Below are 25437 nucleotides of genomic sequence, written 5' to 3'. Positions count from 1 at the left end.
GCTTGCGATAAGCTGCTGGCCATTGGACGACATTTTAAGGCCCCGATGCCGACGATGCCCGCATTGATTCGCATCCCCAGTGTTCTGCTGCTGTCCCTGGCCTGCAGCCAGGCCCTGGCGGCGGTGCCGGCCAAGGCCCCCGTACGGGCCCCGGCCACTGAGGAACTGGCGCTGGAACCGGTGATGGCCGGTGAGTTCGCGCTGCAGGCTGGCAAGCTGGCCGAGGCGGCCCGCTGGTACCTGCAGGCCGCCCAGCAGACCGACGGCGACGCCGGCCTGGCCGAGCGCGCGACCCGCATTTCCATGCTCGCCAACGATGACGCCAGCGCCGCCAAGGGCCTGGCCCTTTGGCAGCAGCGCGCGCCCAGCTCGTTGACCATGCGCAGTGCCGCTGCCGCGCTGGCCATGCGCCAGGGCGATGTGAAGGCAGCGCGTGGCGATCTGCAGGCCTTGCTGGCCGACCCGGATGAACGTGGCTGGAAGTTCGCCCTGGCCGCCCTGATCGGCGGCGGCCGCGACCCGGCAGTGCCGGCGCAGGTGCTGGGCGAGCTGGTCGACGCCAACGCCATTCCGCCGAAGATCGAGGCGTGGCAGGAGTTCGGACGCCTTGCCCTGCGCATGGACAAGCCCGAGCTGGCGCGGCGCATGATCGACGAAGTGGTCAAGCGCTTCCCCGAAGAACCGCGTGTGGCGCTGCTGCGCGCCAGCCAGCTGCAGCAGGCCGGGGAGACCGGCAAGGCGCTGTCGCTGCTGCACGATGTGGAGCCGAAGACCCGCCAGGACCCGGAACTGCGCAATGCAGTGGCCATTGCCTATGACAGCCTCGGCCAGCCAGCCGCCGCCGAGCGCGTGCTGGCGTTCGGCCCGCAGGACGTGCAGACCTGGGGCATGCGCGCCTCGCTGTTGGCCAAGCAGGGCGACAAGGCCGCGCTGTCCAACCTCTACAACGAACTGTCGCGGCAGGCGGCCAAGCCGGACCCGGCGCAGCGCCTGCTGCTGGGCAAGATCGCCGAATACCTGAAGCGTTATCCCGAGGCGGTGCAGTGGTACCACAGCGTGCCCGGTGGCGATGAACTGAGCGAGGCGCGCCTGCGCGCGGCCAACGCCCAGGCTCTGGCCGGGCGCCTGCCGCAGGCTTTGGATGAAGTGCACGCGATCCAGTCCGATGCGGTGGTCGACGACGATGTGCGCCGCGATGCCTACCTGCTGGAAGCCGAACTGCGCCAGCGTGCTGACGACAGTGCCGGGGAGCTGGATGCACTGGCCCGCGGCCTGGCCGCCTACCCGGATGACAACGGCCTGCTGTACGCCCGTGCGCTCACCTGGGAACGCCGCGACGACATCCCGCGCGCCGAGGCCGACCTGCGCAAGATCCTGGTGACCGACCCGGAGAACGTGCCGGCATTGAACGCGCTGGGTTACACCCTGGCCGATCGCACCGGTCGCCTGCAGGAAGCGCTGGAGCTGATCGACCGCGCCCGCGTGGCCGAACCGGACAACGCTGCCATCGTCGACAGCTATGGCTGGGTGCTGTATCGCCTGGGCCGCAAGGAAGAAGCACTGGTGCAGCTGCGCCGTGCCTGGACCCTGGCCAAGGACCCCGAGATCGCCGCCCATGTCGGCGAAGTGTTGTGGGTGCTGGGCAAGCATGACGAGGCCCGCCATTTCTTCGACGAAGCGGCCAAGCTCGACCCTGAAAACCGCGCGCTGCTGCGCGCCCGTGAGAAATTCAATCCATGAGTGTTTCCCTGATCCGGCCGCTGCTGTTGGCAACCGCGGCCCTGGCGCTGACCGCCTGTACCAGCGTAGGCACGCAGAAGATCCCGGCGCCGGCGGTGGTCGAGGTTGTTTCGGCCGAAGCGGCGCAGGCCGAGGCGGCGCGCGTGGCCGCGCTGCAGGCACAGCCGGACTGGGCTTTCCAGGGCCGGGTCGCGGTCAGCAAGGGCAAGGATGGCGGCAGCGGACGCATCGACTGGAAGCAGGAAGGACGCCGCTATGTGGTTGAGCTGAGCGCGCCGGTGACCCGGCAGAGCTGGAAGCTGACCGGCGATACCCATTCCGAAGCCGGTCGGCTGGAAGGATTGGCCGGCGGGCCGCGTGACGGCGAAGACGCCCAGCAACTGCTGCTGGAGGCGACCGGCTGGGACATCCCGGTCAACCAGCTGCCGGCGTGGATCCGTGGCCTGGTGGCCGGTGATGCTGCCGGTCCGGAGAAGGTCGAGCGTGATGGTGAAGGCCGGCCGCGTCGCATGCAGCAGATGGGCTGGCAGGTGCAGTACCTGGACTGGTACCCGGCCGAGGCCGGGCGCCCGGCGCTGCCGCGCCGGATCGAGGCCAGCAATGGCGACGCCAAGGTGCGCCTGCTGGTCGACCAATGGGGGCAGGGCACCCCATGAGTGCCGGGCGCGATGACACGGGCTGGTCCTGGTGGCCGGCCCCGGCCAAGCTGAACCTGTTCCTGCACATCACCGGCCGCCGTGCCGATGGCTACCACGAGCTGCAGACCGTGTTCCGCCTGCTGGACTGGGGCGACCGCATCGGTCTGCGCCTGCGCGAAGACGGCCAGGTGCGCCGGCAGGGCGAGGGGCTGGCTGGCGTGGCCGAGGCGGATGACCTGGCGGTCCGCGCCGCGCGGCTTCTGAAAGATGCGGCCAATATCGTGCAAGGCGCGGACATCATCGTCGAAAAACACGTTCCTGCAGGTGGTGGCTTTGGCGGCGGTTCGTCCGACGCGGCCACCGTACTGGTGGTGCTGAACCGGCTCTGGCGTGCCGGTCTGGACGAGGACGCGCTTGCTGCGCTGGGACTGCGCCTGGGCGCTGACGTGCCGGTGTTCGTGCGCGGGCGCAATGCTTGGGCCGAAGGGGTGGGTGAGCGCCTGCAGCCGATCGTGCTGGAGCCGGCCTGGTATGTGGTGGTTGAACCGGGTGTTCATGTTCCCACCCCGGCTCTGTTCGCAGACCCGGATTTGACGCGCGGCAGCCCAGTGGCGAAAATAGAGGACTTCGCTTCCGGGACCTTGGTCGGGAACGCGTTCGAACCGGTGCTGCGCCGCCGTGAGCCTGCCGTCGAGGCAGCGTTCGCCGCGTTGAGCGACATCGGCACGGCGCGGCTGACCGGTTCGGGAAGTGGTTGTTTCGTCGAGTTCGCATCGCAGTCTGCCGCAGAGCAGGGACGGTCGAAGTTGCCGAAGGAGTTGCGGGCAAGGGTGGCAGCGGGCGTTGCGCGTTCGCCACTGCTGGATGCACTCGAGCAACACTGATTTATCAATGCAGGGGCGTCGCCAAGAGGCCCAAGGCACCAGGTTTTGATCCTGGCATTCGTAGGTTCGAATCCTACCGCCCCTGCCAATAGCGGCTGTGTCCGCGCCTTCCAGCGCATCGCCCGCGCGGGACGTGGAAACAACCGCGGTGTTGTCAGCAGCAAGGGTCCATCGGGGTCCTTGCCGACTCCGGATCCCCGCCACTCGTCCCCGCCCGAGACAATCATGATGCAAGAGTCCCCGAACCTGCTGGTCTTTTCCGGCAACGCCAACAAACGTCTGGCGCAGAACATCTGCAAGGAACTGGGGGTTCGCCCGGGCAAGGCGCTGGTCTCGCACTTCTCCGATGGTGAAGTGCAGGTGGAGATCGAAGAGAACGTCCGCAAGCAGGACGTGTTCGTGATCCAGCCGACCTGCGCGCCGAGCGCGGAAAACCTGATGGAACTGCTGGTGCTGATCGACGCGCTCAAGCGCGCATCGGTGGCCAGCGTGACCGCCGTGGTGCCGTACTTCGGCTACTCGCGGCAGGATCGCCGCATGCGTTCCTCGCGCGTGCCGATCACCGCCAAGCTGGCGGCGAAGATGTTCAGCACCGCTGGCGCTGATCGCGTGCTGACCGTCGACCTGCACGCCGACCAGATCCAGGGCTTCTTCGATATTCCGGTGGACAACGTGTATGCGTCCCCGCTGCTGCTGGCCGACATCTGGCGCGCCTACGGCACCGAGAACCTGATCGTCGTGTCGCCGGACGTGGGCGGCGTGGTCCGCGCCCGTGCCGTGGCCAAGCGCCTGGATGACGCCGACCTGGCGATCATCGACAAGCGCCGCCCGCGCGCCAACGTCTCCACCGTGATGAACATCATCGGTGACGTCGAAGGCAAGACCTGCGTGATGGTCGATGACATCGTCGACACCGCCGGCACCCTGTGCGCTGCTGCTGCTGCCCTGAAGGCGCGCGGTGCGCTCAAGGTCGCCGCCTACTGCACCCACGCGGTGCTGTCGGGCCCGGCGGTGGACAACATCACCAATTCCCAGCTCGACGAGCTGGTGGTGACCGACACCATCCCGCTGAAGGACGCGGCGCGGGTGTGCAGCAAGATCCGCCAGCTGAGCGTGGCAGAAATGCTGGCCGAAACGATGCGCCGCATCGCCTTCGGCGAGTCGGTCAGCTCGCTGTACGTCGACTGAGTTTTTCGCCCCTGCCGGCAACGGCGGGGGCATACCCGGATGCTTCTGGTCGCGGAAGCATCTTCAACCGCCACGCCGCAGGGCGCGGCAACAACCTGAGTAGTCGAAAATGTCGAAGACCCATGAAATCAAGGTCACCAAGCGTGAACTGCAGCGTAAGGGTGCGAGCCGCCGCCTGCGTCACGCCGGTGTGATCCCGGCCATCGTGTACGGCGGCAACGCCGAGCCGGTCGCCATCAGCCTGGACCACAACGAAATCTGGCTGGCCCAGCAGAACGAGTGGTTCTATGCCTCGATCCTGGACCTGAACCTGGATGGCCAGGTGCAGAAGGTCCTGCTGCGTGACATGCAGCGCCACCCGTACAAGCAGCTGATCATGCACCTGGACTTCCAGCGCGTGAACGAGAACGAAGCCCTGACCGCTTCGGTCCCGCTGCACTTCGTCAACGAAGACACCTCGCCGGCCGGCAAGGCTGCCGACGTCGTGGTCACCCACGAACTGAAGGAAGTGACCATCACCTGCCTGCCGAAGGACCTGCCGGAGTCGATCGAAGTCGACCTGGGCGAGCTGAAGGCCGGTGACGTGGTGTACCTGTCCGACATCAAGCTGCCGAAGGGCGTGGAAATCCCGGCCCTGGCGCTGGGCAAGGACCACGACGACGCCATCGTCACCGCCAAGGCCGGCAAGGCCGACGAGGCTGACGAAGAAGCGGCTGCCGCCGAGTAATACCGTTACGGTGCCTGCCTCCGGGCAGGCACCGTACTGGAAGGAACCATGGCAGGACTGCGACTGATCGTCGGTCTGGGCAATCCCGGATCGGAACACGCCCGGACCCGGCACAATGCCGGGTTTCATTTCGTTGAGGCCCTGGCGGAGAAAGCCGGTGCGCGATGGAATGTGGACAGCAAGCTGTTCGGTGAGACCGCCAAGGTCGAGATCGCCGGGCAGACGGTGTGGCTGCTCAAGCCCGCCACCTTCATGAACCTCAGCGGCAAGTCGGTCACCGCCGCACAGCGGTTCTGGAAGATCGAACCGGAAGAAACCCTGCTCGCACACGACGAACTGGACCTGGCGCCCGGCGTGGCGCGGCTGAAGTTCGACGGTGGCCACGGCGGCCAGAACGGCCTGCGCGACACCATCCGCCTGCTCGGCCACGGCAAGTTCCATCGCCTGCGCGTGGGCATCGGCCATCCCGGCCACAAGGACCGCGTAGTGGGTTGGGTGCTGGGGCGCCCGTCCAAGGAGGACGACGTGCTGATCGCACGCGCCATCGACGATGCGATCGACGTGATGCCGCTGGCGGTACAGGGCGATTTCAGCGAAGCGATGAAGCGGCTGCACACCCCGAAATAAGCTGTAGGTACAGACCGTTGGTCGGTGTGGAACCATCCAATCCGCTAGGTACCGGCCGTTGGTCGGTACGGAACCAACCAATCCGGTAGGTACCGACCGTTGGTCGGTACGGAACCAACCAATCCGGTAGGTACCGACCGTTGGTCGGTACGGAGAATGATTGGAAAAGCAGCGCCCAGGCCGCTGTTTCCCCAATCACTTTCACCCCAGAGAGCTGTCACCCATGGGTATCAAATGCGGCATCGTCGGCCTGCCCAACGTCGGCAAGTCGACCCTGTTCAATGCGCTGACCAAGGCGGGTATCGCCGCGGCGAACTTCCCGTTCTGCACCATCGAGCCGAACGTCGGCATCGTGCCGGTGCCGGACCCGCGCCTGAACGAGCTGGCGGGCATCATCAACCCTCAGAAGGTCATCCCGACCGCGGTCGAGTTCGTCGACATCGCCGGCCTGGTGGCCGGTGCCGCCAGCGGTGAAGGCCTGGGCAACAAGTTCCTGGCGCACATCCGCGAAGTCGACGCGATCACCCACGTGGTGCGCTGCTTCGAGCACGGCGACATCGTGCACGTGGCTGGCAAGGTCGATCCGATCTCGGACATCGAAACCATCGACACCGAGCTGGCGCTGGCTGACCTGGACAGTGTCGAGAAGGCGCTGAACCGTGCCGAGCGTGCGGCCAAGGGCGGCGACAAGGACGCAGCGGCGCGCAAGCCGGTGCTGGCCAAGCTGCAGGCTGCGCTGTCGGACGGCAAGGCCGGTCGCTCGGTCGGCCTGGACGAGGAAGAGAAGGCGCTGGTGCGCGACCTGTTCCTGCTGACCCTGAAGCCGGTGATGTACATCGCCAACGTGCTGGAAGACGGCTTCGAGAACAACCCGCACCTGGAAGCCGTGCGTGCGCATGCTGCCGCCGAAGGCGCGCAGGTGGTGCCGGTGTCGGCCGCGATCGAAGAAGAGCTGTCCCAGCTCGATGACGAAGACCGCGATACCTTCCTGGCCGACCTGGGCCTGAGCGAGCCGGGCCTGAACCGCGTGATCAACGCGGCCTACAGCCTGCTCGGCCTGCAGACCTACTTCACCGCTGGCGTGAAGGAAGTCCGCGCGTGGACCGTACGCAAGGGCGCCACCGCCCCGCAGGCTGCCGCAGTCATCCACACCGACTTCGAGAAGGGTTTCATCCGCGCCGAAACCATCGCGTATGACGACTTCATCAAGTACAAGGGCGAAGCCGGCGCCAAGGAAGCCGGTCGCCTGCGTCTGGAAGGCAAGGAATACCGCGTGCAGGAAGGCGACATCCTGCACTTCCGCTTCAACGTCTGATCCAGCGGCATCGGATCGACCCCGGACGCCCCGCCCTGTGCGGGGCGTTCGCGTTTCCGGCGATGGACAAAAAAACACCACGCTGCGAAACGCTTGCGGTGTGATGTTCGCCGGTACTTGTCCACAGCAAACTCCCATCGCTTTCCACGTCGTGTGTGGAAAACCGGCGAACCTGATGCAGCGCCGAGCCGATGCACGGCTGCGATGGACGTGAGCAGAGCGCGGGCTCGGCGCTACCTGCCTCGATCGTGCAGCGTGGACAAATTTTGACCACGCTTCGAAGCGCTTGCGCAGCAACACTCCCACCTACTTGTCCACATCAAATCCCAACCACTCTCCACGAGGGGTGTGGAAAACCGCGAAGAGGCATGGATAAAAAATAGCCACGTCCTGAAACGCTTGCTCCATGCGGTTCGCAGGCACTTGTCCACACCTAACCCCCATCGCTTTCCACGCGGCATGTGGAAAAAGCGCCCGGCACTCCCTTGCCGGGCACTTCCCGCATCACCAGGTGTACGACACGCCCATCTGCGCACTGATATCGCGGAAGCCCATGCCACCGCTCTGCCGGCTCAATTCACCCCAGCCTCGCCAACCGCCGGACAGATTCACCTGCACACCGGCCTTGGCTTCGTAGATGTCGCGCGGCAGCTGCCGCTGCAGGCGCTCGCCGTCCATCGCCAGGCCTGCGCCATTGCCGCCGGACCACCAGTTCACCGCCACGTACGGGTGCACCTGGCCCTGCGCCGGGCTCAACCCGCGGCTGTACAGGCGCAGGCCGAGGCGGCTGCTGGTCTCGCTACCGCCGCGGTCCTCGACCACCGTGCCGTTGGCCTCGACCACGCGGTCGCTGTCATAGCGGCTGTGAACCACCTGCAGCTGCGGTTCCAGGTAGATGCCGCGCTGCGCGGTGCGCCGCAGGGGAAGCACATAGCCGGCTTCGGCCGACGCACTCCAGTTGCGGGCGTCATAGCGCTCCTTCTGCAGGCCTTCGCCCTGCACGCTGTTGCGGAAGCGGCCGTACTGCAGCCAACCGTCCACATAGGCGCCGCCCTGCATGCGTGCATCCTGCAGCCAGGTGGCATAGGCGCCCACGCTGGTGCCGGTGACCACGCCCCGCGCGGCGTAGCCGGTCACCTGCGATCGGCTGTCATTGCGCGCACGGCCGTGACCGAGCATCGCACCTGCCTGCAGTTCGCCCTTGCCACCCACCTCGAAACGGCGGCCGACGCCGACCAGCACGCTGCTGATCTGCCCATCGACCTGGACCTGGCGGTTGCGGTCGTGGCTGTCGGGCTGCGCGCTGCGAAGGTGCATCCAGGCCACGGCATCGCCGCTGACGCCCGCTTCGGCGGCGGGATCACCGGCGCGGTCGTGCAGGCTGTGCCGGAACATGCCCAGCGCGGCGCTGCGGTTGGCCAGGTAGGCCGCCGGTTCCGGGCGTTCCACCTTCGGACGTGTCGGGTCAACTGGATCTACCGGATCGACGGGATCGACGGGATCGACAGGATCGACAGGATCGACAGGATCGACAGGATCGACGGGATCGACGGGATCGACGGGGTCCACTGGATCCACTGGATCCACTGGATCGACAGGATCGACGTATTCCGAACGCAGGTACCAGTTGCCATCATCCGGGGTCGACACGCCGCCCTTGAACAGGAAGTAGTCGTAGGCACCGGCAACCGCGCGGCCCTGCAGGCCGAACTGAGCATCGGACTGGCCACCTACGGTGATCAGGCGGATGCCCTCCTGGGTCAGTGCACCGGCGCCGCCGGCATTGCGCACGCTCACGCTGGCGGTGCCGCTGCTGTTGCCGCTGATCACCAGCTGATCGCCGAGCGAGGTATCGTCCCCCAGTGCACGGTTGAAGATCCAGTGGCCACCGTTACCCACGTAGTCGCCGCTGACAGTGACGGTCTTGAAACCGCCCGCCGCCGGTGCATCGAAGGCAATGGTGCCGGCGTGTTCGAGTGCACCGACGCTGGAACTGTCACGCACGTTCCACTGGCTGCTGCCATCCAGCGCCAGCTGTGCGACCTGGTAACCGGAGTCGTTGCGCAGGGCGCCGCTGAACTGAGTACCGTTGCGCAGCACCATGTGCACCTCCGCAGTCGCGCTGTCGACGACCACGTCGCCGCTCAGGCGGCTGTTGTTCGCGGTGAAGCGGATCTCGGACGTTGCCACCGAGCTGCCATCAGTGAACACGGTATCGCTGACCCTCAGCAGTCGGCCGCCAACCAGGTCACCTGCCTGACGGGCGACAACGGCGGTATTGTTGAGTGTCAGTTCGTGGTTGCTTCCCTGCAGCCACAACGCTGGGCCGTCCAGGGTCTCGATCTGGCTGTCGTTGAACACCAGCCGATCCCAGTAGGGACCAAATACGGTGATGTAGGAACGATAGGCGCCCGAGTTCGTTCCCAGCGCCTGGATGTGCAGGGCGTCCGCAGTGAGCTTTGCAGTGTTCATCTGCACGATGCCGAACGAGGCTGCGCCATGGGTGGTGATCGAGCCGCCGTCCAGCTGTATGTCCGCGGTACTGCCGCCCAGGAACACACCACCGGACACCGCACCGTAGGTCGCAATGTCGAGATTCCTGGCACGGATCCGGGAGTAGGGCGTTGGAGGGTTGCTGCCGGAAGCGCGCAGGCCGTAGACGCCATCGCCATGGGTATCAATGCTGCCACCGGTGATCGTCGCGGTGCCACCCCATACGTCCACACCGTGGCCATACCCGTTGTCACCAAAGGTGCTGATCACAGTGTTGCTCAGGTCCGCCAGCGAGTCGGCACCGGACAGCCAGATCCCGGAACTGCCATCGCGCACGGTGAAGTGCGCGCCCTCGGCGGTCAACTTGCCCCAGCTGTTGACGTTGACGCCGTAGCCGCCGGTGCTTTCAAAGCGGGCATTGGTGATTTCCGCTGTGGCGAACGTTCGACTGGTCCGGTTTCCCATCAGTCGGATGCTGCTGCCGTTGGCGGTGGCGGTGCCCCCGGTGATGCGGAGGATCCCCCCGTTGTCAATGTCGAAGTAGCCATTGATGACATCCACGTCGCGCAGCGACAACACGCTTCCGCTGCCGCTTGCGGACAGGCGGCCGCTGGAACCGTTGGTTGCCTGCGCGAACGTCATCGCCAGTGATTCCAACGAAAGCAGTGCGCCGCCGTCGGCATAGATGGCACGGCCGGCACCGTTGCTGATCGTGGTACCCGATACATGCAGCTCGCTTCCACGTCCGCTGGAATACAGGGCATGACCATCGCTGCTTACACTGCCGCCATCGAGCCATATCTTGCCGCCGTTGGTGGCGTTGACCGTGCCGTAGCCGGAACTGTTGCGATAGGCATTGATGACCAGGTTGCTGGCGTGGATGACACTGCCGATGCCGGTTGCGTTGAGCGCATAACCGACGCCTGAACTTCCATTGCCAAGCTGTATGTGACCTCCCTGTACAAGAACACTGCCACCTGCGGAGGCCTGGATTGCGCTGCCGCCGCCGGTGACATCGACGCGCGTGTCATCGAGCGTTGCCGTGCTGCCGGCTCCGTTCACGTCCAGGGCGAAGCCGCCCACGGAGTGCAGCAGGGTATCGCCCGCATCCAGCTGCAGGGTCTGGCCATTGATGACCTTCAGCGGTCCGGTCAGATCGGCGGCGTGGGCCGGCAGCGCCGCCCACAGGGCGGTCGCCAGCAGGCTGGGAAGGAGGGGGGCAGGCGCGAGGCGCGCGCGCCCAGGCGCACGGCGGTACCGTGTGGGGGAGGCGTACATTCTGTTGGACTTCCTGTGGCAGGGCGCAGCACGGCTGCGCGAACTGGCGCGGCAGGGCCGCGTCGCTGCGGAAGCCACACGCGATGGCAGCTGCAGGCGCCATCGGACTTCCGTCCCCCAGGGCGGCGCAGCTACTGCCGGCAGGCGCACCAAGGCGGGATGCGTCCAGCCTAGAAATCGGCGCTGTCCTATGGAATCAGGCGTTTCCTAAAGCCGGTGCGGGCCCTTGTACAGGGGCTGCAGGGTTCAGCCTGGAGTGGACCTCAGGCGAACAACGAGGCCTGCAGGCAGTACTCGATCAGCGCCTGATCACTGTCCACGCCCAGCTTGCGCATCGCGCTGATCTTCTGCGTGCTGACCGTCTTGGCGCTGCGCTGCAGCTGGCGTGCAATGTCGCCCACGCTCATGCCGCCGGTGAACAGCCGGATCACTTCCAGCTCGCGCGGCGACAGCCGCGCACGCACCGCATCGGCATCGGCCGGCTCGCTCGCCGCTACCGGCAGCAGGCCCGGGGGCCGGTAGACGCGGTCGGCCAGCACCACGCGCAGGGCCTGTACCAGGCTGCCCAATCCATGGCTCTTGAGCACCACGCCGCCGGCACCAGCGGCATACATCGCCGCAACCAACGACGGGTTGGACACCATCGTCAGCACCAGCAGGCGCGTCTCCGGGAAGCTGCGGCGCAGGAACGAGATCAGCTTTATGCCGTCCCCGAAGCGGTCGCCCCCTGGCATGCTGTAGTCGGTGATCACCGCCTGTGGCCGGGTCCGGGTCATCAGCTCGATCAGCGTCGCCGGGTCGGCCGCTTCGCCCACGACCTCGAGGTCCAGCTCCCCGGCCAGTACGTCGCGGATGCCGGCAAGCACGATCGGGTGGTCGTCGGCGATGAGGATCCGTGTGGTCATGGCGGGTTCGGGTCGTCAGATGAGGAAGGAGATGCCGCGCCGAGCAGCGGATGCAGCAGCTGTTCGAGGCGTCGCTGGAAGCCGGCAAGCGGAGCCTCCTGGGTGACCAGGTCATCGCCGCCTGCGAGGCCCTGTTCGATCCGCAGGCCGCTGTCCACCAGCGCAGGTGCGCCGACGATGACCAGTGCGCCGCGGATGCGATGCAGTACCTGCACCACGCGCGCGGGATCGGCGGTGGCAATCGACTGGCGCAGGCTGTCCAGGTCAGCCTGCATGGTCTGCACGAACAATGCCTGCATTCTTGCGGGAACCTGCAGCGGCGGATCATCATCGCGCGTATCGGTGGATACAGGACTTTGCGGCGGCGCGGAAACCGCCGCATCGCCCTGGGTGATCCGGATCAGCAGGCGTTGCAGCGCTTCCAGCGTGATCGGCTTGACCAGCACGCCCTGCATGCCCGATTCCTGGCAGCGTTGGCGTTCGGCCGGATCGGCGTTGGCGGTGGCACCGTGGATCGGCACGCTGACACCGCGCGCCCGCAAGGCTCGCGCCAGGCCATAGCCATCCATCCCGGGCATGTTCAGGTCGGTCAGCACCAGCGCGAACGCGCCCTGCTGCCAGTAGCCCAGCGCTTCATTGCCATCGCTGGCGACCACGGCGCGGCAGCCGAGCTGTTCCAGCTGGTCGCGCAGGATCGCCTGGTTGATCGGGTTGTCCTCGGCCACCAGCACCTGCAGGCCGAAACGGCGCGTCGCCGGCAGGCGCCCTTCGGCGCTCGCCGCTAGCGGCTGGCCACTGGCCGCGGCCAACGCGAGCACGATCGCATCGAACCGGTGCAGGCCAACCTGCCAGAAGCCATCAATGTGCCGGGGGCGCACGCCGCCTTCGCGGCAGGCGACCACACGCGGTCCACCGGCCCACCCGGGCAGCGGGTCGTCAAGGACCAGGTCGAGCAGCACGGTGGGCGATGGCAAGTCTGCCGTGCTGTCTTCCCGGTACACGCTGGCCTGTTCACCACGCTGCTGCAGGCGTTCGCACAGCGATTGCACCAGCTCGCGCACGCTGCCCCGTACCTGGACCTGCAGGCCCGCAGGCAGCTGCGGCGCAGGGGATTGCTGCGGATCCGCCGGCGCCGGTGGCAGCGGCAGTTCGACGCTGAAGCTGCTGCCCAGGCCGCTCTCGCTGACCACACGCAGCTGGCCTTCCATCAACGCCACAAGATGCGCGCAGATGGCCAGCCCTAGGCCGGTGCCGCGCATCGCATCGGTGCCCGGGTTGGCCTGGAAGAACGGCTCGAACAGGTGCGCCTGGTGTTCGCTGGCAATGCCGATACCGGTATCGGCGACCTGCCACTGCAGCCAGCAGCGTTGCTCCTGCCAGCGTGCCGAAACGCGCACCACCACGCGCCCGCTGTCGGTGAACTTCAGTGCGTTGCTGATCAGGTTGTTGAGGACCTGGCGGATCCGCGCGGCATCACCGCACACCAAGGGTGGCACGTCGGCATCGATGCAGGCGTAGAACCGCAGCCCCTTGTTGGCGGCCGCGGCAGCATACGAGTCGAGCGCATCCTCGGTCAGTCGCACCGGATCGAACGGGCTGGGCTCCAGGCTCAGTTGCCCGGCCTCTGCCTTGCTGACGTCGAGGATGTCGCTGATCAGCTGCATCAGGGTCGAGGACGAACGCTGGATCGTCGCCAGATAGTCCTGCTGCCGCGCATCCAGTGGTGTGAGTCCGAGCAGTTCGAGGGTGCCGAGCACGCCGTACAGCGGCGTGCGGATTTCATGGCTCATCGTGGCCAGGAACTGGCTCTTGGCCCGGTTGGCCTGGTCGGCGGCACGGCGCGCCTGCTGCAGCACCTGTTCGGCTTCATGCTGGCTGCTGAGATCGATGAACAGACACAGCACCGCCGGCTCGCCGCGATAGCGCGCCGGCGTCGCGGTCACCAGCAGGTGGCGGCCTTCGGGCGTGGTGTAGGCCAGCCCATCGCCGAGCGTGGTGCCTCCAGCGGCCAGCACGCTGCGCCGCCAAGGGCCATGCCAGCCTCCGCTGTGGTGGTCTTCGCCCAGCCAGCGGCGGGCGAGAGTGTTGTCCAGCAGCACATTGCCATCGGTACGGCGCAGCAGGCACAGCCCGATCGGCGCGTTGTCCAGGATGGTGCGGCTGAAGGCCTCGCTTTCCAGCAGGCGCGCGTGGTTGCTGCGCAGTGGTTCGATGACCGAACGCCGATACGCGCGCAGCAGCAGCGTGCCACCCAATGCCAGCAGCAGCGCCACCACGGTCGCGCCGAGCAAGGGCCCCTGTGGGTGCTGGAACACCTGCCGCCAGCTGACGTGGTACACCGCCAGCCAGCCGCGCTCGCTGCGCATGCGGAACTGCAGGCCTGCAAGGCCGGCCTTCCAGGAGGTGCCAGCGTCACTGGCGTCTGCTGCATCGCCCAGCAGGCGCTGGCCATCGGTATCGAACAGCGACAGCCGCTGGAACACCGGAACACCCAGCACCTGCCGGTAGTCATCGACACGTCCCGGATCGAGCAGGCAGGCCAGCGCGGCCTGTGAATCCTTGTCGTCCTCGCCCCACAGGCGTGCATCCTGCGGCGCATGCGCGATGGCCAGCAAACGGGTCTGCCGGTCGCGCCACGGTACGCTCACCCAGACGATGCCACCGCGCTGCAGCGCCGGACGCGTGCCCATGACCCGGTGGATGTCGGCGATCGCCGGGCGCAGGTGATGCGGGCTGTTCTGGCTCGCATCGGTAACGCCGATCTGCACCGGTGCCAGCAGCCCGCGCGTGCCCTGGCCATCGACCAGCAGGCATTGCGGTGGTGGGTAGTGCGAGGCCGACCAGAACGTGCCGTAGAAGCGCAGGAAACGATCGCCCAGCTCGTTCGGTAGCGAAAGACTGGCTCCCTCGCTCCCGATCGCCGCGAAGTTGGCGAACAACGGGCCGCGTTGCAGTTCCACGCTGGCATCGGCAACCGGCTGTCCTCGAGCGCCGACATCGTGCAGCCGCCACTGGCGCAGGAAGCGCTCCTGCTCGCGAAGCGTGCCGTCCAGGCGGCGGAAGTGGTACTCGATCTTGCTGCGCTCTTCGTTCAAAAGCTGCGAGCCGGCCGACAGCAGCAGTCCGGCCTGCAGGGTCGCCAGCACCACCACGCCGATCAGCAGGGCGTGGACGCGCAGTGAGCGGCGAGCGAGTCGGCGAACAGGGGCGGCCTCGGCCGGCATGGCGGGTCTCAGGGTGGGGGCGGACAGAGGCACCGGTGGCGGCAGCGCAAAGTCCGCCGCCACTGCACAGACAGGATCGTCAATGCGACTTGATGATGTTGTGAAGTCGCTGTGGAATCCGTGTCAGCTCAGGGCGGCTCGCGATCTTTCGTCCAGTTGCGGTGCTTCTTCGTCCAGCAGGCGGGTGAACTCGTCTGAGGGCAGCGCCTGCGAGATCAGGAAACCCTGCACCTGGCTGCAGCCGAGCTGGCGCAGCGCGGCCAGGTCGGCATCGCTTTCCACGCCCTCGGCCACGATGGTCAGCCCGAGCTGGTTGGCCAGCGCGATCACCGTCGACAAGGTCAGGTGCAGGGCCGGGTCACGGGCGCAGCCGCTGACCAGCGCGCGGTCGATCTTGACCTCGGTGAAGGGGGTATTGACCAGATTGTGGACCGAGCTCAGACCCTGCCCGAAATCATCCTGGGCCAGGCCGAAGCCCTTCATGCGCAGCCGGCAGGCACCGGCATAGAAGTCGCTGACGTGCCGCGTGGTGCTGTTTTCCATCAGCTCAAAGCACAATTCACCAGGCGTACCGCCGTTGGCCAGGGTCAGTGCCAGCAGTTCGTCGGGCAGGTCCGACTGCTCCAGCAGGTGAGGGGGCAGGTTGATCGATACCGGTACCCGGAACCCTTGTTTGCGCCAGCGTGCCTGTGCGCTGATGCTGGCCTTGAGCATCATCCGCAGCAGATCGCCCTCCAGCCCGTATCGGCAGATCGCCGGGAGGAAGCTGCCAGCGGCCAGCGCGCCCAGCTGCGGATGGCGCCAGCGCACCAGTGCCTCGGCCGCCACGACCCGCCCTGACTGCAGTGACTTTTTCGGTTGGAACCAGGCCGTCAGGCTGCCATCGGCCATGGCCTGGCGCAGCTGCGAAACATCCGGTTCGGGTGCAGCCGCCGCGCGCGTGGGGGCCTTGCCAGTGGCCTGACGCGCCTGCGCCAGCGCCTCGAACAGGGCATCCACGTCGGCGGCCGCCACCGGCTTGGGCAGCAGGCCGATCACCTCCAGCCCCAGCGATTCGGCCATCAGCCGTGCCGAGGTCATCATCCGCCGCGGGGCCGCGCTGACCACGGCAAGGCGGGGTGGGCGTGGCTGCGCCGCCAGCGCCTGGATGAACTGGATGCCGTCCTGCCCGGGCATCAGCAGGTCACTGACCACCAGGTCGTAGGGCTGGCAGGCACACAGTGCGATGGCGGCATCCACGTCTTCGCAGGCATCGACCTGGACGCCGGCACGGCTGCCGAAAAGATTGGCCAGGAAACCACGCTGGAAGGGCTGGTCTTCCAGGATCAGGACACGCTGGGTCATGCGGGATCTCCTTGGCGCAGGGCGGTGAGTGCCTTGCGCAGGCGGGCGATGTCGATGGGTTTGCTGAGGTAGCCCTGCATGCCACTGGCCAGGCAGCGCTCGCGCTCTTCGGCGGTGGCATTGGCGGTGGCGCCGATCACCGGTACCAGGTTGCCGTCATCGCGCAGCTCGCGGGCCAGCGCGTGGCCGTCCATGCGCGGCATGTTGATGTCGGTCACCACCAGATCGAAGCACTGCTCGCGGCACCGTTGCAGCGCTTCAATGCCATCCTGTGCCAGCTCCACGTCGCAGCCGAGGGTGCGCAGCTGCTCAGCCAGGATCACCCGGTTGATCGGGTTGTCCTCGACCGCCAGCACGCGCAGCCCCAGCGGCACGGGCGGTGCCAAGCGCGTGGTCTCCGGCTGCGCCGCACGTTGCTGCTGCACGTTGGCCAGCGCATTGCCGATCGCGGTCATGCCATGCAGGGTCACGACCAGGCTGCCATCGGCGGCAGTGATCGGCTGGTCACCGCCCTCGATCGATGCCACCACGCGCGGGCCCGACCATGCCAGCGGAGTGGCTGCTTCACCATCCATCAGGATCGCGCCGTCATGGTCCAGCAGCGTCGGGTCGCCAAGCAGGGGCTGCGCGTTGGCACCCCAGCGACACAGCCAGCCACAGGCACTGTCGACCAGCTCGCGGTCGCGGCCGCGCACCAGGATCGGTGGTTCCGGCAGCAATGTGGGCCCATCCTCGGCAGCGGCCAGCACCGGCAATGGCAGGCGGACGCTGAAGCTGCTGCCCAGGCCCGGCTCGCTCACCACCTGCAGCTCGCCGCTCATCAAGCGCACCAGACGGTCGCTGATGGACAGGCCCAGGCCGGTACCCTGCGCGCTGGCCGCGCCGCGGACCTGGCGGAACGGTTCGAACAGACGCGCCTGTTCCTCCGCAGCAATACCCACGCCGGTATCGGTCACCTGCCAGGCCAGCACGCTCGATTCACCTTCGCGCTGTACCTGGCGCACGCGCAACACCACCCGGCCATGCTCGGTGAACTTGATCGCGTTGCTGAGCAGGTTGCCCAGCACCTGGCGGATGCGGTCGGCATCACCGAGCACCCGCGTCGGCAGGCGCGGATCGGTGCAGACCAGGATCTGCAGGCCCTTGCAGGTGGCCGACGCGGCGAAGCTGCGCAGCACACTCTCGGTCAGCTCGCGCGGCGAGAACGCCGCCGGCTCCAGGCTGAGCTGCCCTGACTCGATCTTGGACACATCCAGCACATCACTGATCAACTGCAGCAGGACCGACGAGGAACTCTCGATGGTGCGCAGGTATTGCGACTGCCGGGCGTCCAGCGAGGTGTGCCCCAGCAGCTCCAGCGTGCCCAGCACGCCGTACAGCGGAGTGCGGATTTCATGGCTCATGGTGGCCAGGAACGCGCTCTTGGCCTGGTTGGCCGCATCGGCCGCCTGGCGTGCCGACGACAGTGCGGCCTGTGCCTGGCGGTGTCGGGAAATATCATGGAAGACGCATAGCAGCACATCATCGCCCTGGTAGCGGCAGGCCGCGTGCAGCACCTGCAGCTGGCGCCCGTCGCGGGCGGTGAATTCCAGTCCGCGCCCGCGCTCGCCGGCATGTCCGCGCCATGGCGCCTGCCAGTCGCTGTGTTCGCCTTCCTCGCCGAGCCAGTCGCGCAGCAGCTGGTTGGACAGCAGCAGCGCGCGGTCGTTGCGGCGCAGGACGCAGATGCCGACCGGCGCCATGTCGATCACCGTCGAACTGAAGTCCAGGTTCTCCAGCAGGCGGCGGTGCTGCTGCAGGGCCGGCTGGATCAGCTGCAGGTCCACGCGATGCCGTAGCAGGCGCAGCGCAACACCGGCCAGCAGCAGCAACAGCACGCAGACCAGCAGGGGCACGGCCAGGTCGCCCAGCAGCAGCTGCGGCGGCAGGTGGTAGACCAACCGCCAGCCGTCATTGCCGACACTTTTCACCAGCGCTACGCCGCGCGGCAGGCCGCCGCTCCATAACGTACCGAAGCTGTCGTCCTGGCGTTCCCGCAGGATTGTCCAGCCCGCGCGATCCAGCCGCGGCGCCTGGCTGGACAATGCAGGCTGCCCAGAACGGTCGAGCAACGCATAACCGCCGATGCCCTGGCCATCGATCATGCCCGCCGCTGCATCTGTATCAAGCAGCAGTACCAGCCACTGCGCCGGATGGGGACCGGACTGCACCGGCTGCGCCAGTGCGACGCCACGGTCACCCGGGCGCAGCCAGTACACCCGGTCAGCGCCCTCGAGGCTGCCGTTGCGCGTCTGCAGTGCACGTAGCGATGGCAGGCGTGCCACGTCCAAGTCGACCGCGCCTCCGGCCAGCCAGTGCGCACCCCGCGCATCGACCAGCAGCAGGTGCGTCTGCAGCGCCTGCAGCGTGTGCTCGGCACGTGCCGACAAGAGCAGTCGCTGGCCCGGCTGGCCGCCGGGGCCATCCAGCGCCACCTGGCGCATGCCTTTGCTGTCCGTGGCAGGCGCATCCGGATTGCCGGCCAGCACGGAATCGCCCAGGTAGCGCAGCAGGGCTTCGCGCTGGTCGAAATAGATCTGGGCCCTGTAGGCCGCTGCATTCATCTCGCGGCGATGGGTCGAGATGTCCTCGGTGAATGCCGTGAGCAGGTAGAACCCGGCCGCGGCGGCCAGGCAGATGAAGACACAGACGGTCAGGCAGCGCAACAGCACCGACGCGGTGGTCGATGGCACGGTCTTCTGCAGCGAAGGGCGGGGGAAGCGGAACATGCAACGATGCTAGGAAGCGGCGCGGACGGCGCGGAATCAGCTGTTTCCTAAAATCCCCGGCTGGCCGACCGGCCCGGAGCCTGCCCGCGGGCACCGTTCAGGTGGCAAAAAAAGGAACCCCCGCCGAAGCGGGGGTTTCCTGTACCGACATTGGCCGGGCACTTACAGCGCGCTGCCACCGAACTTGTGGGTGTACTGCAGGTTGATGGTGCGGCCGACGCTGTCGAACCAGGACACGTCGTAGTACGGATACGCGGTGTAGGTGGCATCCTTCGGCGGCATCTTGTTGAACACGTTGACCACCGACAGCGACAGGCGCGAATGGTCGTCGAAGCGATACTGCACCGAGGCGTTGTAGCGGTAGGTCGCCTTCACGTAGGGGCTGTCACCGCTTTCCCAGTCGAACGACTGGTCGTAGTTGTCCGAGGTCGGCAGCTTGCCCAGGCGCGAACCGTAGACCGTGGCCGACCACGCGTCCTTCTCCCAGGTCACGCTCAGGCTGGTCTTGGTGCGGGGGATGTCGAATCCGCTGTTGACCGCGAACTGGTCCAGGGTCGGATCGCCGGGGTAGCGCTGGAAATCGTGCTTCTTCACCCAGGTGTGGGTGCCATTGAGGATGAAGTCGCCGATACCGGTCTGCAGGCGGTAGCGCAGGCCGACGTCGATGCCGGAGGTCGACTCGCGGGCGACGTTGATCGGCGCCACGCGCACGCCGTACAGGCGGCCGTCGCTGGTACGGGTGATGCGGTCGAGCGCGTCCACGCAGGTCGGCGAACTGATGTCGGCACTGCCGAGCCGGCAGTTCGCTTCGTTGGCCAGGAGGGTGCGCACATCCATGTCCTGCACCTGCTTGCGCATGTCGATGTCGAACCAGTCCACCGACAGGTCCAGGCCGATCGCCGGCGACCAGACGAAGCCTGCGCTCCACGAGGTGCTGGTTTCCGGGTCGAGCTGGCGGTTGCCGGTGCGGCTGCGGATCAGGTTGCGCTCGTAGTCGGAACAGTCGCTGGCGCCATCGGCGCGGCAGCTGTACAGGTCTTCGGCGGTGGTCTCGTCGTTGCCCGGTCCGGCGAACACGTAGTGCAGGTCCGGCGCGCGGAACGCGGTGCCATACGAACCGCGTACCAGCAGCGTGTCGATCGGGCGCCATTCCAGACCGCCGCTCCAGGTCGCCTTGCCGATGGTGTGGCCGGAATAGCGGTACTGGTCGTAGCGGCCGGCCACGCTCAGGTTGACCGTCTCGTGCAGCGGCATGCGCAGCTCGGCGGCGGTCGCCCAGCGGTTGCGCGAGCCCTGGCCGTCCGAATCCTTCCAGCTGTAGTAGTAGTACTGGGTGGCCAGCGGATCGGGATTCAGCGCATAGGCCTGCTGGCCCACTTCCACGGTCGCGGCGAACCCGGCATCACCGCCCGGCAGGCCGAACAGCGCGGAATTGGTCAGCGTGAATGCAGCCGTCTCGGTGCGCGACTTCGGCGAATAGGTGGTGCGTGCGGCAATCGAATCGTACTCGGCGCGGGTCAGCGGCCGGTACAGCCGCGACGGGGCCGCGTTGTAGATCGGGAAACCGTCGTCGTCCACGCCCAGCTGCGGGCCCAGGAACAGGTCATTCGCCTTGGAGGCGATGATCTGCGCCCAGCTGATCCGCGACTGGTACTGCGAATGGCTCAGCGCCGCTTCGTAGTCCCAGTTGCCGGCCAGATTGCCCTTGAAGCCGGTGGTCACGCTGAAGGTCTTCTGCGTGCTGCGCACCATCGCATTGCGCAGGCCCCCCATTTCCTCGGGTGAGAACTGGCGCTGCCAGAACTCGATCTCGCCGGTGGCCTGGTTGTTGAAGTAGCCCGACTCATCGCCATTGGCGTCCATGCGGCCCCACTTGGTGACGTCGCGCATCAGCGACATCGTGTGGTAGCCCAGCTGCACATCGGCGAACCATTGCTGGCCGTTGTCGAAGTCGTAGCTCAGCGAGGCGTAGCCATTGGCGCCGCGGCGCTTGCTGAGGATGGTGCCGTAGCCGATCGAGCTGTCGCTGCCGCAGTAGTAACCGTAGCGCGGGCGGTAGGCGCGGTAGGTGCTGCCCTGGTTCTGCCCGGCCAGCGCTTCGCAGGTGGCCGCGCCCGGATCCAGGTAGTCGTCGTTGTAGTCCGTACGCAGGTAAGCGCGGCGGGCGATGCGCGAGCCCTCGGTGGGGCCGTCCTGGGTCGAATCCTGGATGTCGCGCTCATAGGCCCACAGCGGGGTCTGCGACTGCAGCTCGACGCTGTACACGGCGTTGAAGTTGCCGCGGCTGAAGCCGCTGGCCAGGCTCATGTCGAACGACTCGCCACCGCCTTCGCTGGTGGTGCCCATGCGCATGTCGATCGTGGTGCCGTCGGCCTTCTTCTTCAGGATGAAGTTGACCACGCCGGCGATCGCGTCCGAGCCGTAGATGGCCGAGGCGCTGCCGGTCAGCACTTCGATGCGCTCGATCATCCCCAGCGGGATGTTGGAGACATCGGTGAAGTTGCTGCGGCCCTTGAACGGCATCGGGAAGTCGGCGATGCGGCGGCCATTGACCAGCACCAGCGTGTGGTTCGGGCCCAGGCCGCGCAGGTCCACCTGCTGGGCGCCCGGCGAGAAGTCGGCGCCGCTGGAAGACTGCTGGCTCTGGGTCTCACCGCCGTTCTGGGTCATTGCACGCAGCACGTCCGGCACGCTGGTGAAGCCGCTGGAGCGGATCTGTTCGGCGTCGATCACCGTGATCGGGGCGGGGCCTTCCACCTGGGCGCGCGGAATGCGCGAACCGGTGACCTGCACCGCATCCAGTTGTTGAACCGGGGAGGAAGCCGGTGCCTGGGCCGCCGCGGAAGCAGCCACGCCCATCAACGCCAGCTGGATCGACCACGCCATCGCCTTTCTACGCATGAGGAATTCTCGGAAATGAAGCCGGCCCGCAGAGGAGGGGCCCTGTCCCCCATTCAGATTTCCGGAACGGGCGCGCGCATTTAACGCCTTTTTCATGTCCTTGACTACTGGGTCCCTATCTGGCAAAGAGTGGAAACGCTTGCAAGTCGATTTTGTTCAGGGAGATCAAGATGCGACGCCTCCATCGGACCCTGCGTGCCCCCTTCGCCTGGCTGGCGCTGCTGGTCTTGGCCGTGCCGTTGGTCGCCCTTGCGCAGGACCTGCAGGGCCCGGGCTTCGCCTACTACGAAGCCGGCGATCTCGACGCGCCCCGGCCCGGTCCGCGCGCACCGGCCATGATGCTGATGGGCGGTGGCGAATGGGTGCCGGAGGCCTTCCACTGGTGGCTGAAGCAGGCTGGCAATGGCCGTGTGCTGATCCTGCGCGCTTCTGGCAGTGATGAGCTGCAGGACCGCCTGTACCGCGAGATCGGCGGTACCACCGCAGTGCAGACGCTGGTGTTCGACAGCCGCCGCGGCGCCGACGATCCGGCCGTGCTGCGCGTGGTTGCCGCAGCTGATGCCATCTTCATTGCCGGTGGTGACCAGTCGCGCTACATCCGCTTCTGGAAGGGCACTGCGCTCAACCGCGCGCTGAACGCCCACGTGCGCGCTGGCAAGCCGATTGCCGGTACCAGTGCGGGGCTCGCCATCCTCGGTGGCTATGCCTACGGCGCGATGGACGGCGGCAGCATCACCTCTGCCGGCGCCCTGGCGGACCCGATGGGCAGCGCGGTGACCATGGACAGCGGCTTCCTGCAGATGCCCTACCTGCAGCGCGTGGTCACCGACACCCACTTCGACAAGCGCGACCGGCTCGGTCGCCTGATCGTGTTCGTGGCGCGTGCCGCACAGGACAGTGGCGACCCCGACATCGTCGGCATCGGCGTCGACGAGGACACCGCCCTGTGCGTGGAGCCTGATGGCCAGGCGCAGGTCTACAGTGCTGACGGCGAGGGCAAGGTCTGGGTGGTCAACCCTGGCCGCGATGCCGACCGCCTGGTCGAGGGCGAGCCGCTGCGCTTCCGCGCGGTGCCGGTAACGGTGGTCGCCAGCGGCAGCCGCATGCGCCTGGATGACGTCCAGGCCGAGGCCGACTATCAGGCCGTGGCCGACGTCAGCGACGGTGAGCTTGAGTTCACGCTTCGGTAGTGCCGGCCGCTCGCCGGCAACCCACCTTCCCTGATACGCCCCCCGCCGGCCAGCGGCCGGCACTACCCTGCAATCCATTCCCCGCTACTGCTGGAGACGTATCCGATGAAACTGCGCCTGGCGCTGTCTGCGCTGCTGTCCCTGCCCATGCTTGCCCAGGCCGCACCGGCCGCTTCACCGCTGCTGGTCATCCACGGCGGCGCCGGCGTCGAGCGCAAGGACCTGTCGCCGGCCGAGGAAAAGGCCGCACGTGACGCGCTGCGGGCGGCACTGCTGAAGGGCCATGCGGAACTGGCGGCGGGGCGCCCCGCGCTGGCCGCAGTCACCGCCGCGATCACCGTGCTGGAGGACGATCCCACCTTCAACGCCGGCAAGGGCGCGGTGTTCACCCACGACGGCCACAACGAGCTGGATGCGGCGGTCATGGATGGCGCGAACCAGGCGGCGGGCGCGGTGGCGGGCGTGCAGCGGGTGCGCAACCCGATCCTGCTGGCGCAGACCGTGATGCAGAAATCCCGCCACGTGATGATGGTCGGGCAGGGCGCCGAAGCCTTCGCGGCCGAGCAGGGCATTCCTCTGGTCGATCCCTCCTACTTCCGTACAGAGAAGCGCTGGCAGCAGCTGCAGCGCGCGCTGAAGGAAGAGGCCAGCGGCCAGGCGCATGCTGACCTGGAGACTGCAAAGCACTTCGGTACCGTTGGTGCGGTCGCATTGGACGCGCAGGGGCATCTGGCCGCCGGCACCTCCACCGGGGGCATGACCAACAAGCGTTACGGCCGGGTCGGTGACTCGCCGATCATCGGTGCCGGCACCTGGGCCGACGCACGCTGCGCGGTGTCCGGCACCGGGTGGGGCGAGTACTACATCCGCACTGCGGCCGCGCACGAGATCTGCGCGCGCATGCGCTACCAGGGGCAGAGCCCGGAGCAGGCCGGCAAGGGCGTGATCAACGAGACGATTCCGCAGATGGGCGGCGACGGCGGTGCGATCGTGCTCGGCGCAGACGGAAAAATGGCCACGCCGTTCAACACCCAGGGCATGTATCGGGGCTGGATCGGCGGCGACGGCGTCCCTCATGTCGCAATTTTCGCCAACGAGACCCTGCCGGTTCCCGGGCAATAACCTTGCGTATCAATGGGTTTGCGACAGCGTGTGAAAAAAATGGAAAAAAGCGTTGACAGCCCCCCGTCCCATCAGCAGAATAAGCGGCTCACCACCACACACCGCAACGCTTCGGCGGCAACGGAATGGGGTGGTAAGGAGGGATACCCAAGCGGCCAACGGGGGCAGACTGTAAATCTGCTGGCTTACGCCTTCGGTGGTTCGAATCCACCTCCCTCCACCAGTTTCACGTTGTGACATTCCCGGCGCGGGAGTAGTTCAATGGTAGAACCTCAGCCTTCCAAGCTGATGGTGCGGGTTCGATTCCCGTCTCCCGCTCCATTGAATGAACTTTGAATATTATCGAGTTCATGTCATAATGCAAAACTCGGCTCACGTAGCTCAGTCGGTAGAGCACTTCCTTGGTAAGGAAGAGGTCGAAGGTTCGATTCCTTTCGTGAGCACCATCTTAAGCATCACCTCTCAGACGAATTCGAGATAAGCAGCCATGGCCAAGGGTAAGTTCGAGCGCACCAAGCCGCACGTCAACGTCGGCACCATCGGTCACGTCGACCACGGCAAGACCACGCTGACCGCCGCACTGACCAAGATCGGTGCCGAGCGCTTCGGTGGCGAGTTCAAGGACTACTCCTCGATCGACGCCGCTCCGGAAGAAAAGGCTCGTGGTATCACGATCTCGACCGCGCACGTCGAATACGAATCCCCGGTCCGTCACTACGCCCACGTCGATTGCCCGGGCCATGCTGACTACGTCAAGAACATGATCACCGGTGCCGCCCAGATGGACGGCGCGATCCTGGTGTGCTCGGCCGCTGACGGCCCGATGCCGCAGACCCGCGAGCACATCCTGCTGTCGCGTCAGGTCGGCGTGCCGTACATCGTCGTGTTCCTGAACAAGGCCGACATGGTGGACGACGCCGAGCTGCTCGAGCTGGTCGAGATGGAAGTGCGCGAGCTGCTGAGCAAGTACGACTTCCCGGGCGACGACACCCCGATCATCGCTGGTTCGGCCCGTCTGGCGCTGGAAGGCGACCAGAGCGACATCGGCGTGCCGGCCATCCTGAAGCTGGTCGACGCCCTGGACAGCTGGATT

At 66.8% G+C, this 25437-nt stretch carries 16 protein-coding genes and 4 tRNA genes; 14 read left to right on the top strand and 6 right to left on the bottom strand.

All coding sequences use genetic code 11. The features are described 5' to 3' along the window. Window positions 1–54 precede the first annotated feature (54 nt). From AC5P5X_RS05665 to ychF, 8 genes are all read left to right on the top strand, one after another. Entirely contained in the window at window positions 55–1740 is a 1686-nt protein-coding gene (locus AC5P5X_RS05665) for a tetratricopeptide repeat protein (protein WP_171969031.1), read from the top strand. Beyond that, entirely contained in the window at window positions 1737–2396 is a 660-nt protein-coding gene (gene lolB / locus AC5P5X_RS05660; protein WP_005408189.1) for a lipoprotein insertase outer membrane protein LolB, read from the top strand. The genes AC5P5X_RS05665 and lolB overlap by 4 nt, the downstream gene beginning before the upstream one ends. After that, on the top strand, window positions 2393–3262 hold the full coding sequence (gene ispE / locus AC5P5X_RS05655; RefSeq protein WP_005408190.1) for a 4-(cytidine 5'-diphospho)-2-C-methyl-D-erythritol kinase: 870 nt from the start codon (window positions 2393–2395) through the stop codon (window positions 3260–3262). The genes lolB and ispE overlap by 4 nt, the downstream gene beginning before the upstream one ends. Window positions 3263–3273: 11 nt before the next feature. Next, window positions 3274–3350 (top strand) — tRNA-Gln (locus tag AC5P5X_RS05650). 140 nt (window positions 3351–3490) lie between these two features. Continuing rightward, complete coding sequence (locus AC5P5X_RS05645; RefSeq protein ID WP_005415400.1) at window positions 3491–4450, top strand: ribose-phosphate diphosphokinase; 960 nt, start codon at window positions 3491–3493, stop codon at window positions 4448–4450. A 109-nt stretch (window positions 4451–4559) separates the two neighbouring features. Continuing rightward, window positions 4560–5177, top strand: a complete 618-nt coding sequence (locus AC5P5X_RS05640) for a 50S ribosomal protein L25/general stress protein Ctc (protein ID WP_005408191.1) — start codon at window positions 4560–4562, stop codon at window positions 5175–5177. 48 nt (window positions 5178–5225) lie between these two features. Beyond that, on the top strand, window positions 5226–5804 hold the full coding sequence (gene pth, locus AC5P5X_RS05635) for an aminoacyl-tRNA hydrolase (protein ID WP_005408192.1): 579 nt from the start codon (window positions 5226–5228) through the stop codon (window positions 5802–5804). Window positions 5805–6027: 223 nt separating this feature from the next. After that, on the top strand, window positions 6028–7119 hold the full coding sequence (gene ychF, locus AC5P5X_RS05630; protein WP_005408193.1) for a redox-regulated ATPase YchF: 1092 nt from the start codon (window positions 6028–6030) through the stop codon (window positions 7117–7119). A 504-nt stretch (window positions 7120–7623) separates the two neighbouring features. On the opposite strand, the gene AC5P5X_RS05625 is transcribed toward ychF, so the two are convergent. From AC5P5X_RS05625 to AC5P5X_RS05600, 6 genes are all read right to left on the bottom strand, one after another. Further along, entirely contained in the window at window positions 7624–10890 is a 3267-nt protein-coding gene (locus tag AC5P5X_RS05625) for an autotransporter outer membrane beta-barrel domain-containing protein (RefSeq protein WP_100438893.1), read from the bottom strand. Window positions 10891–11153: 263 nt separating this feature from the next. Continuing rightward, window positions 11154–11795, bottom strand: coding sequence for a response regulator (locus AC5P5X_RS05620; RefSeq protein ID WP_005408195.1), 642 nt, complete (start codon window positions 11793–11795; stop codon window positions 11154–11156). After that, a complete protein-coding gene (locus AC5P5X_RS05615; protein ID WP_111189429.1) occupies window positions 11792–15019 on the bottom strand; it encodes a hybrid sensor histidine kinase/response regulator in 3228 nt (1075 codons plus the stop codon). Before AC5P5X_RS05615 ends, AC5P5X_RS05620 begins: the two co-directional genes overlap by 4 nt. A 123-nt stretch (window positions 15020–15142) precedes the next feature. Beyond that, window positions 15143–16363: an EAL domain-containing response regulator gene (locus tag AC5P5X_RS05610; protein WP_049418869.1), complete on the bottom strand. Its 1221-nt coding sequence runs from the start codon at window positions 16361–16363 to the stop codon at window positions 15143–15145. After that, complete coding sequence (locus tag AC5P5X_RS05605) at window positions 16360–19131, bottom strand: response regulator (protein WP_099484324.1); 2772 nt, start codon at window positions 19129–19131, stop codon at window positions 16360–16362. Before AC5P5X_RS05605 ends, AC5P5X_RS05610 begins: the two co-directional genes overlap by 4 nt. A gap of 162 nt (window positions 19132–19293) precedes the next feature. Continuing rightward, window positions 19294–22032: a TonB-dependent receptor plug domain-containing protein gene (locus tag AC5P5X_RS05600; RefSeq protein ID WP_111189430.1), complete on the bottom strand. Its 2739-nt coding sequence runs from the start codon at window positions 22030–22032 to the stop codon at window positions 19294–19296. Window positions 22033–22202: 170 nt separating this feature from the next. On the opposite strand from AC5P5X_RS05600, the gene AC5P5X_RS05595 reads away from it, so the two are divergent. The 6 genes from AC5P5X_RS05595 to AC5P5X_RS05570 all read left to right on the top strand — a co-directional run. Continuing rightward, window positions 22203–23222 carry a cyanophycinase gene (locus tag AC5P5X_RS05595; RefSeq protein WP_012479232.1) on the top strand — a complete coding sequence of 340 codons (1020 nt, stop codon included), beginning with the start codon at window positions 22203–22205 and terminating at the stop codon, window positions 23220–23222. Between the two features lie 105 nt (window positions 23223–23327). Next, complete coding sequence (locus AC5P5X_RS05590; RefSeq protein ID WP_024957319.1) at window positions 23328–24344, top strand: isoaspartyl peptidase/L-asparaginase family protein; 1017 nt, start codon at window positions 23328–23330, stop codon at window positions 24342–24344. A gap of 137 nt (window positions 24345–24481) precedes the next feature. Next, window positions 24482–24567: transfer RNA gene (locus AC5P5X_RS05585), tRNA-Tyr, on the top strand. Between the two features lie 24 nt (window positions 24568–24591). Further along, window positions 24592–24665, top strand: a tRNA-Gly gene (locus AC5P5X_RS05580). Window positions 24666–24714: 49 nt separating this feature from the next. Next, window positions 24715–24790, top strand: a tRNA-Thr gene (locus tag AC5P5X_RS05575). A 41-nt stretch (window positions 24791–24831) separates the two neighbouring features. Next, the coding region (locus tag AC5P5X_RS05570) for a GTP-binding protein (RefSeq protein ID WP_495215921.1) at window positions 24832–25437 on the top strand (606 nt) is incomplete at its 3' end.

The sequence above is a fragment of the Stenotrophomonas sp. YJH_SMC_91 genome (assembly GCF_059368495.1).
This window is presented reverse-complemented; position numbering and strand designations above follow the sequence as displayed.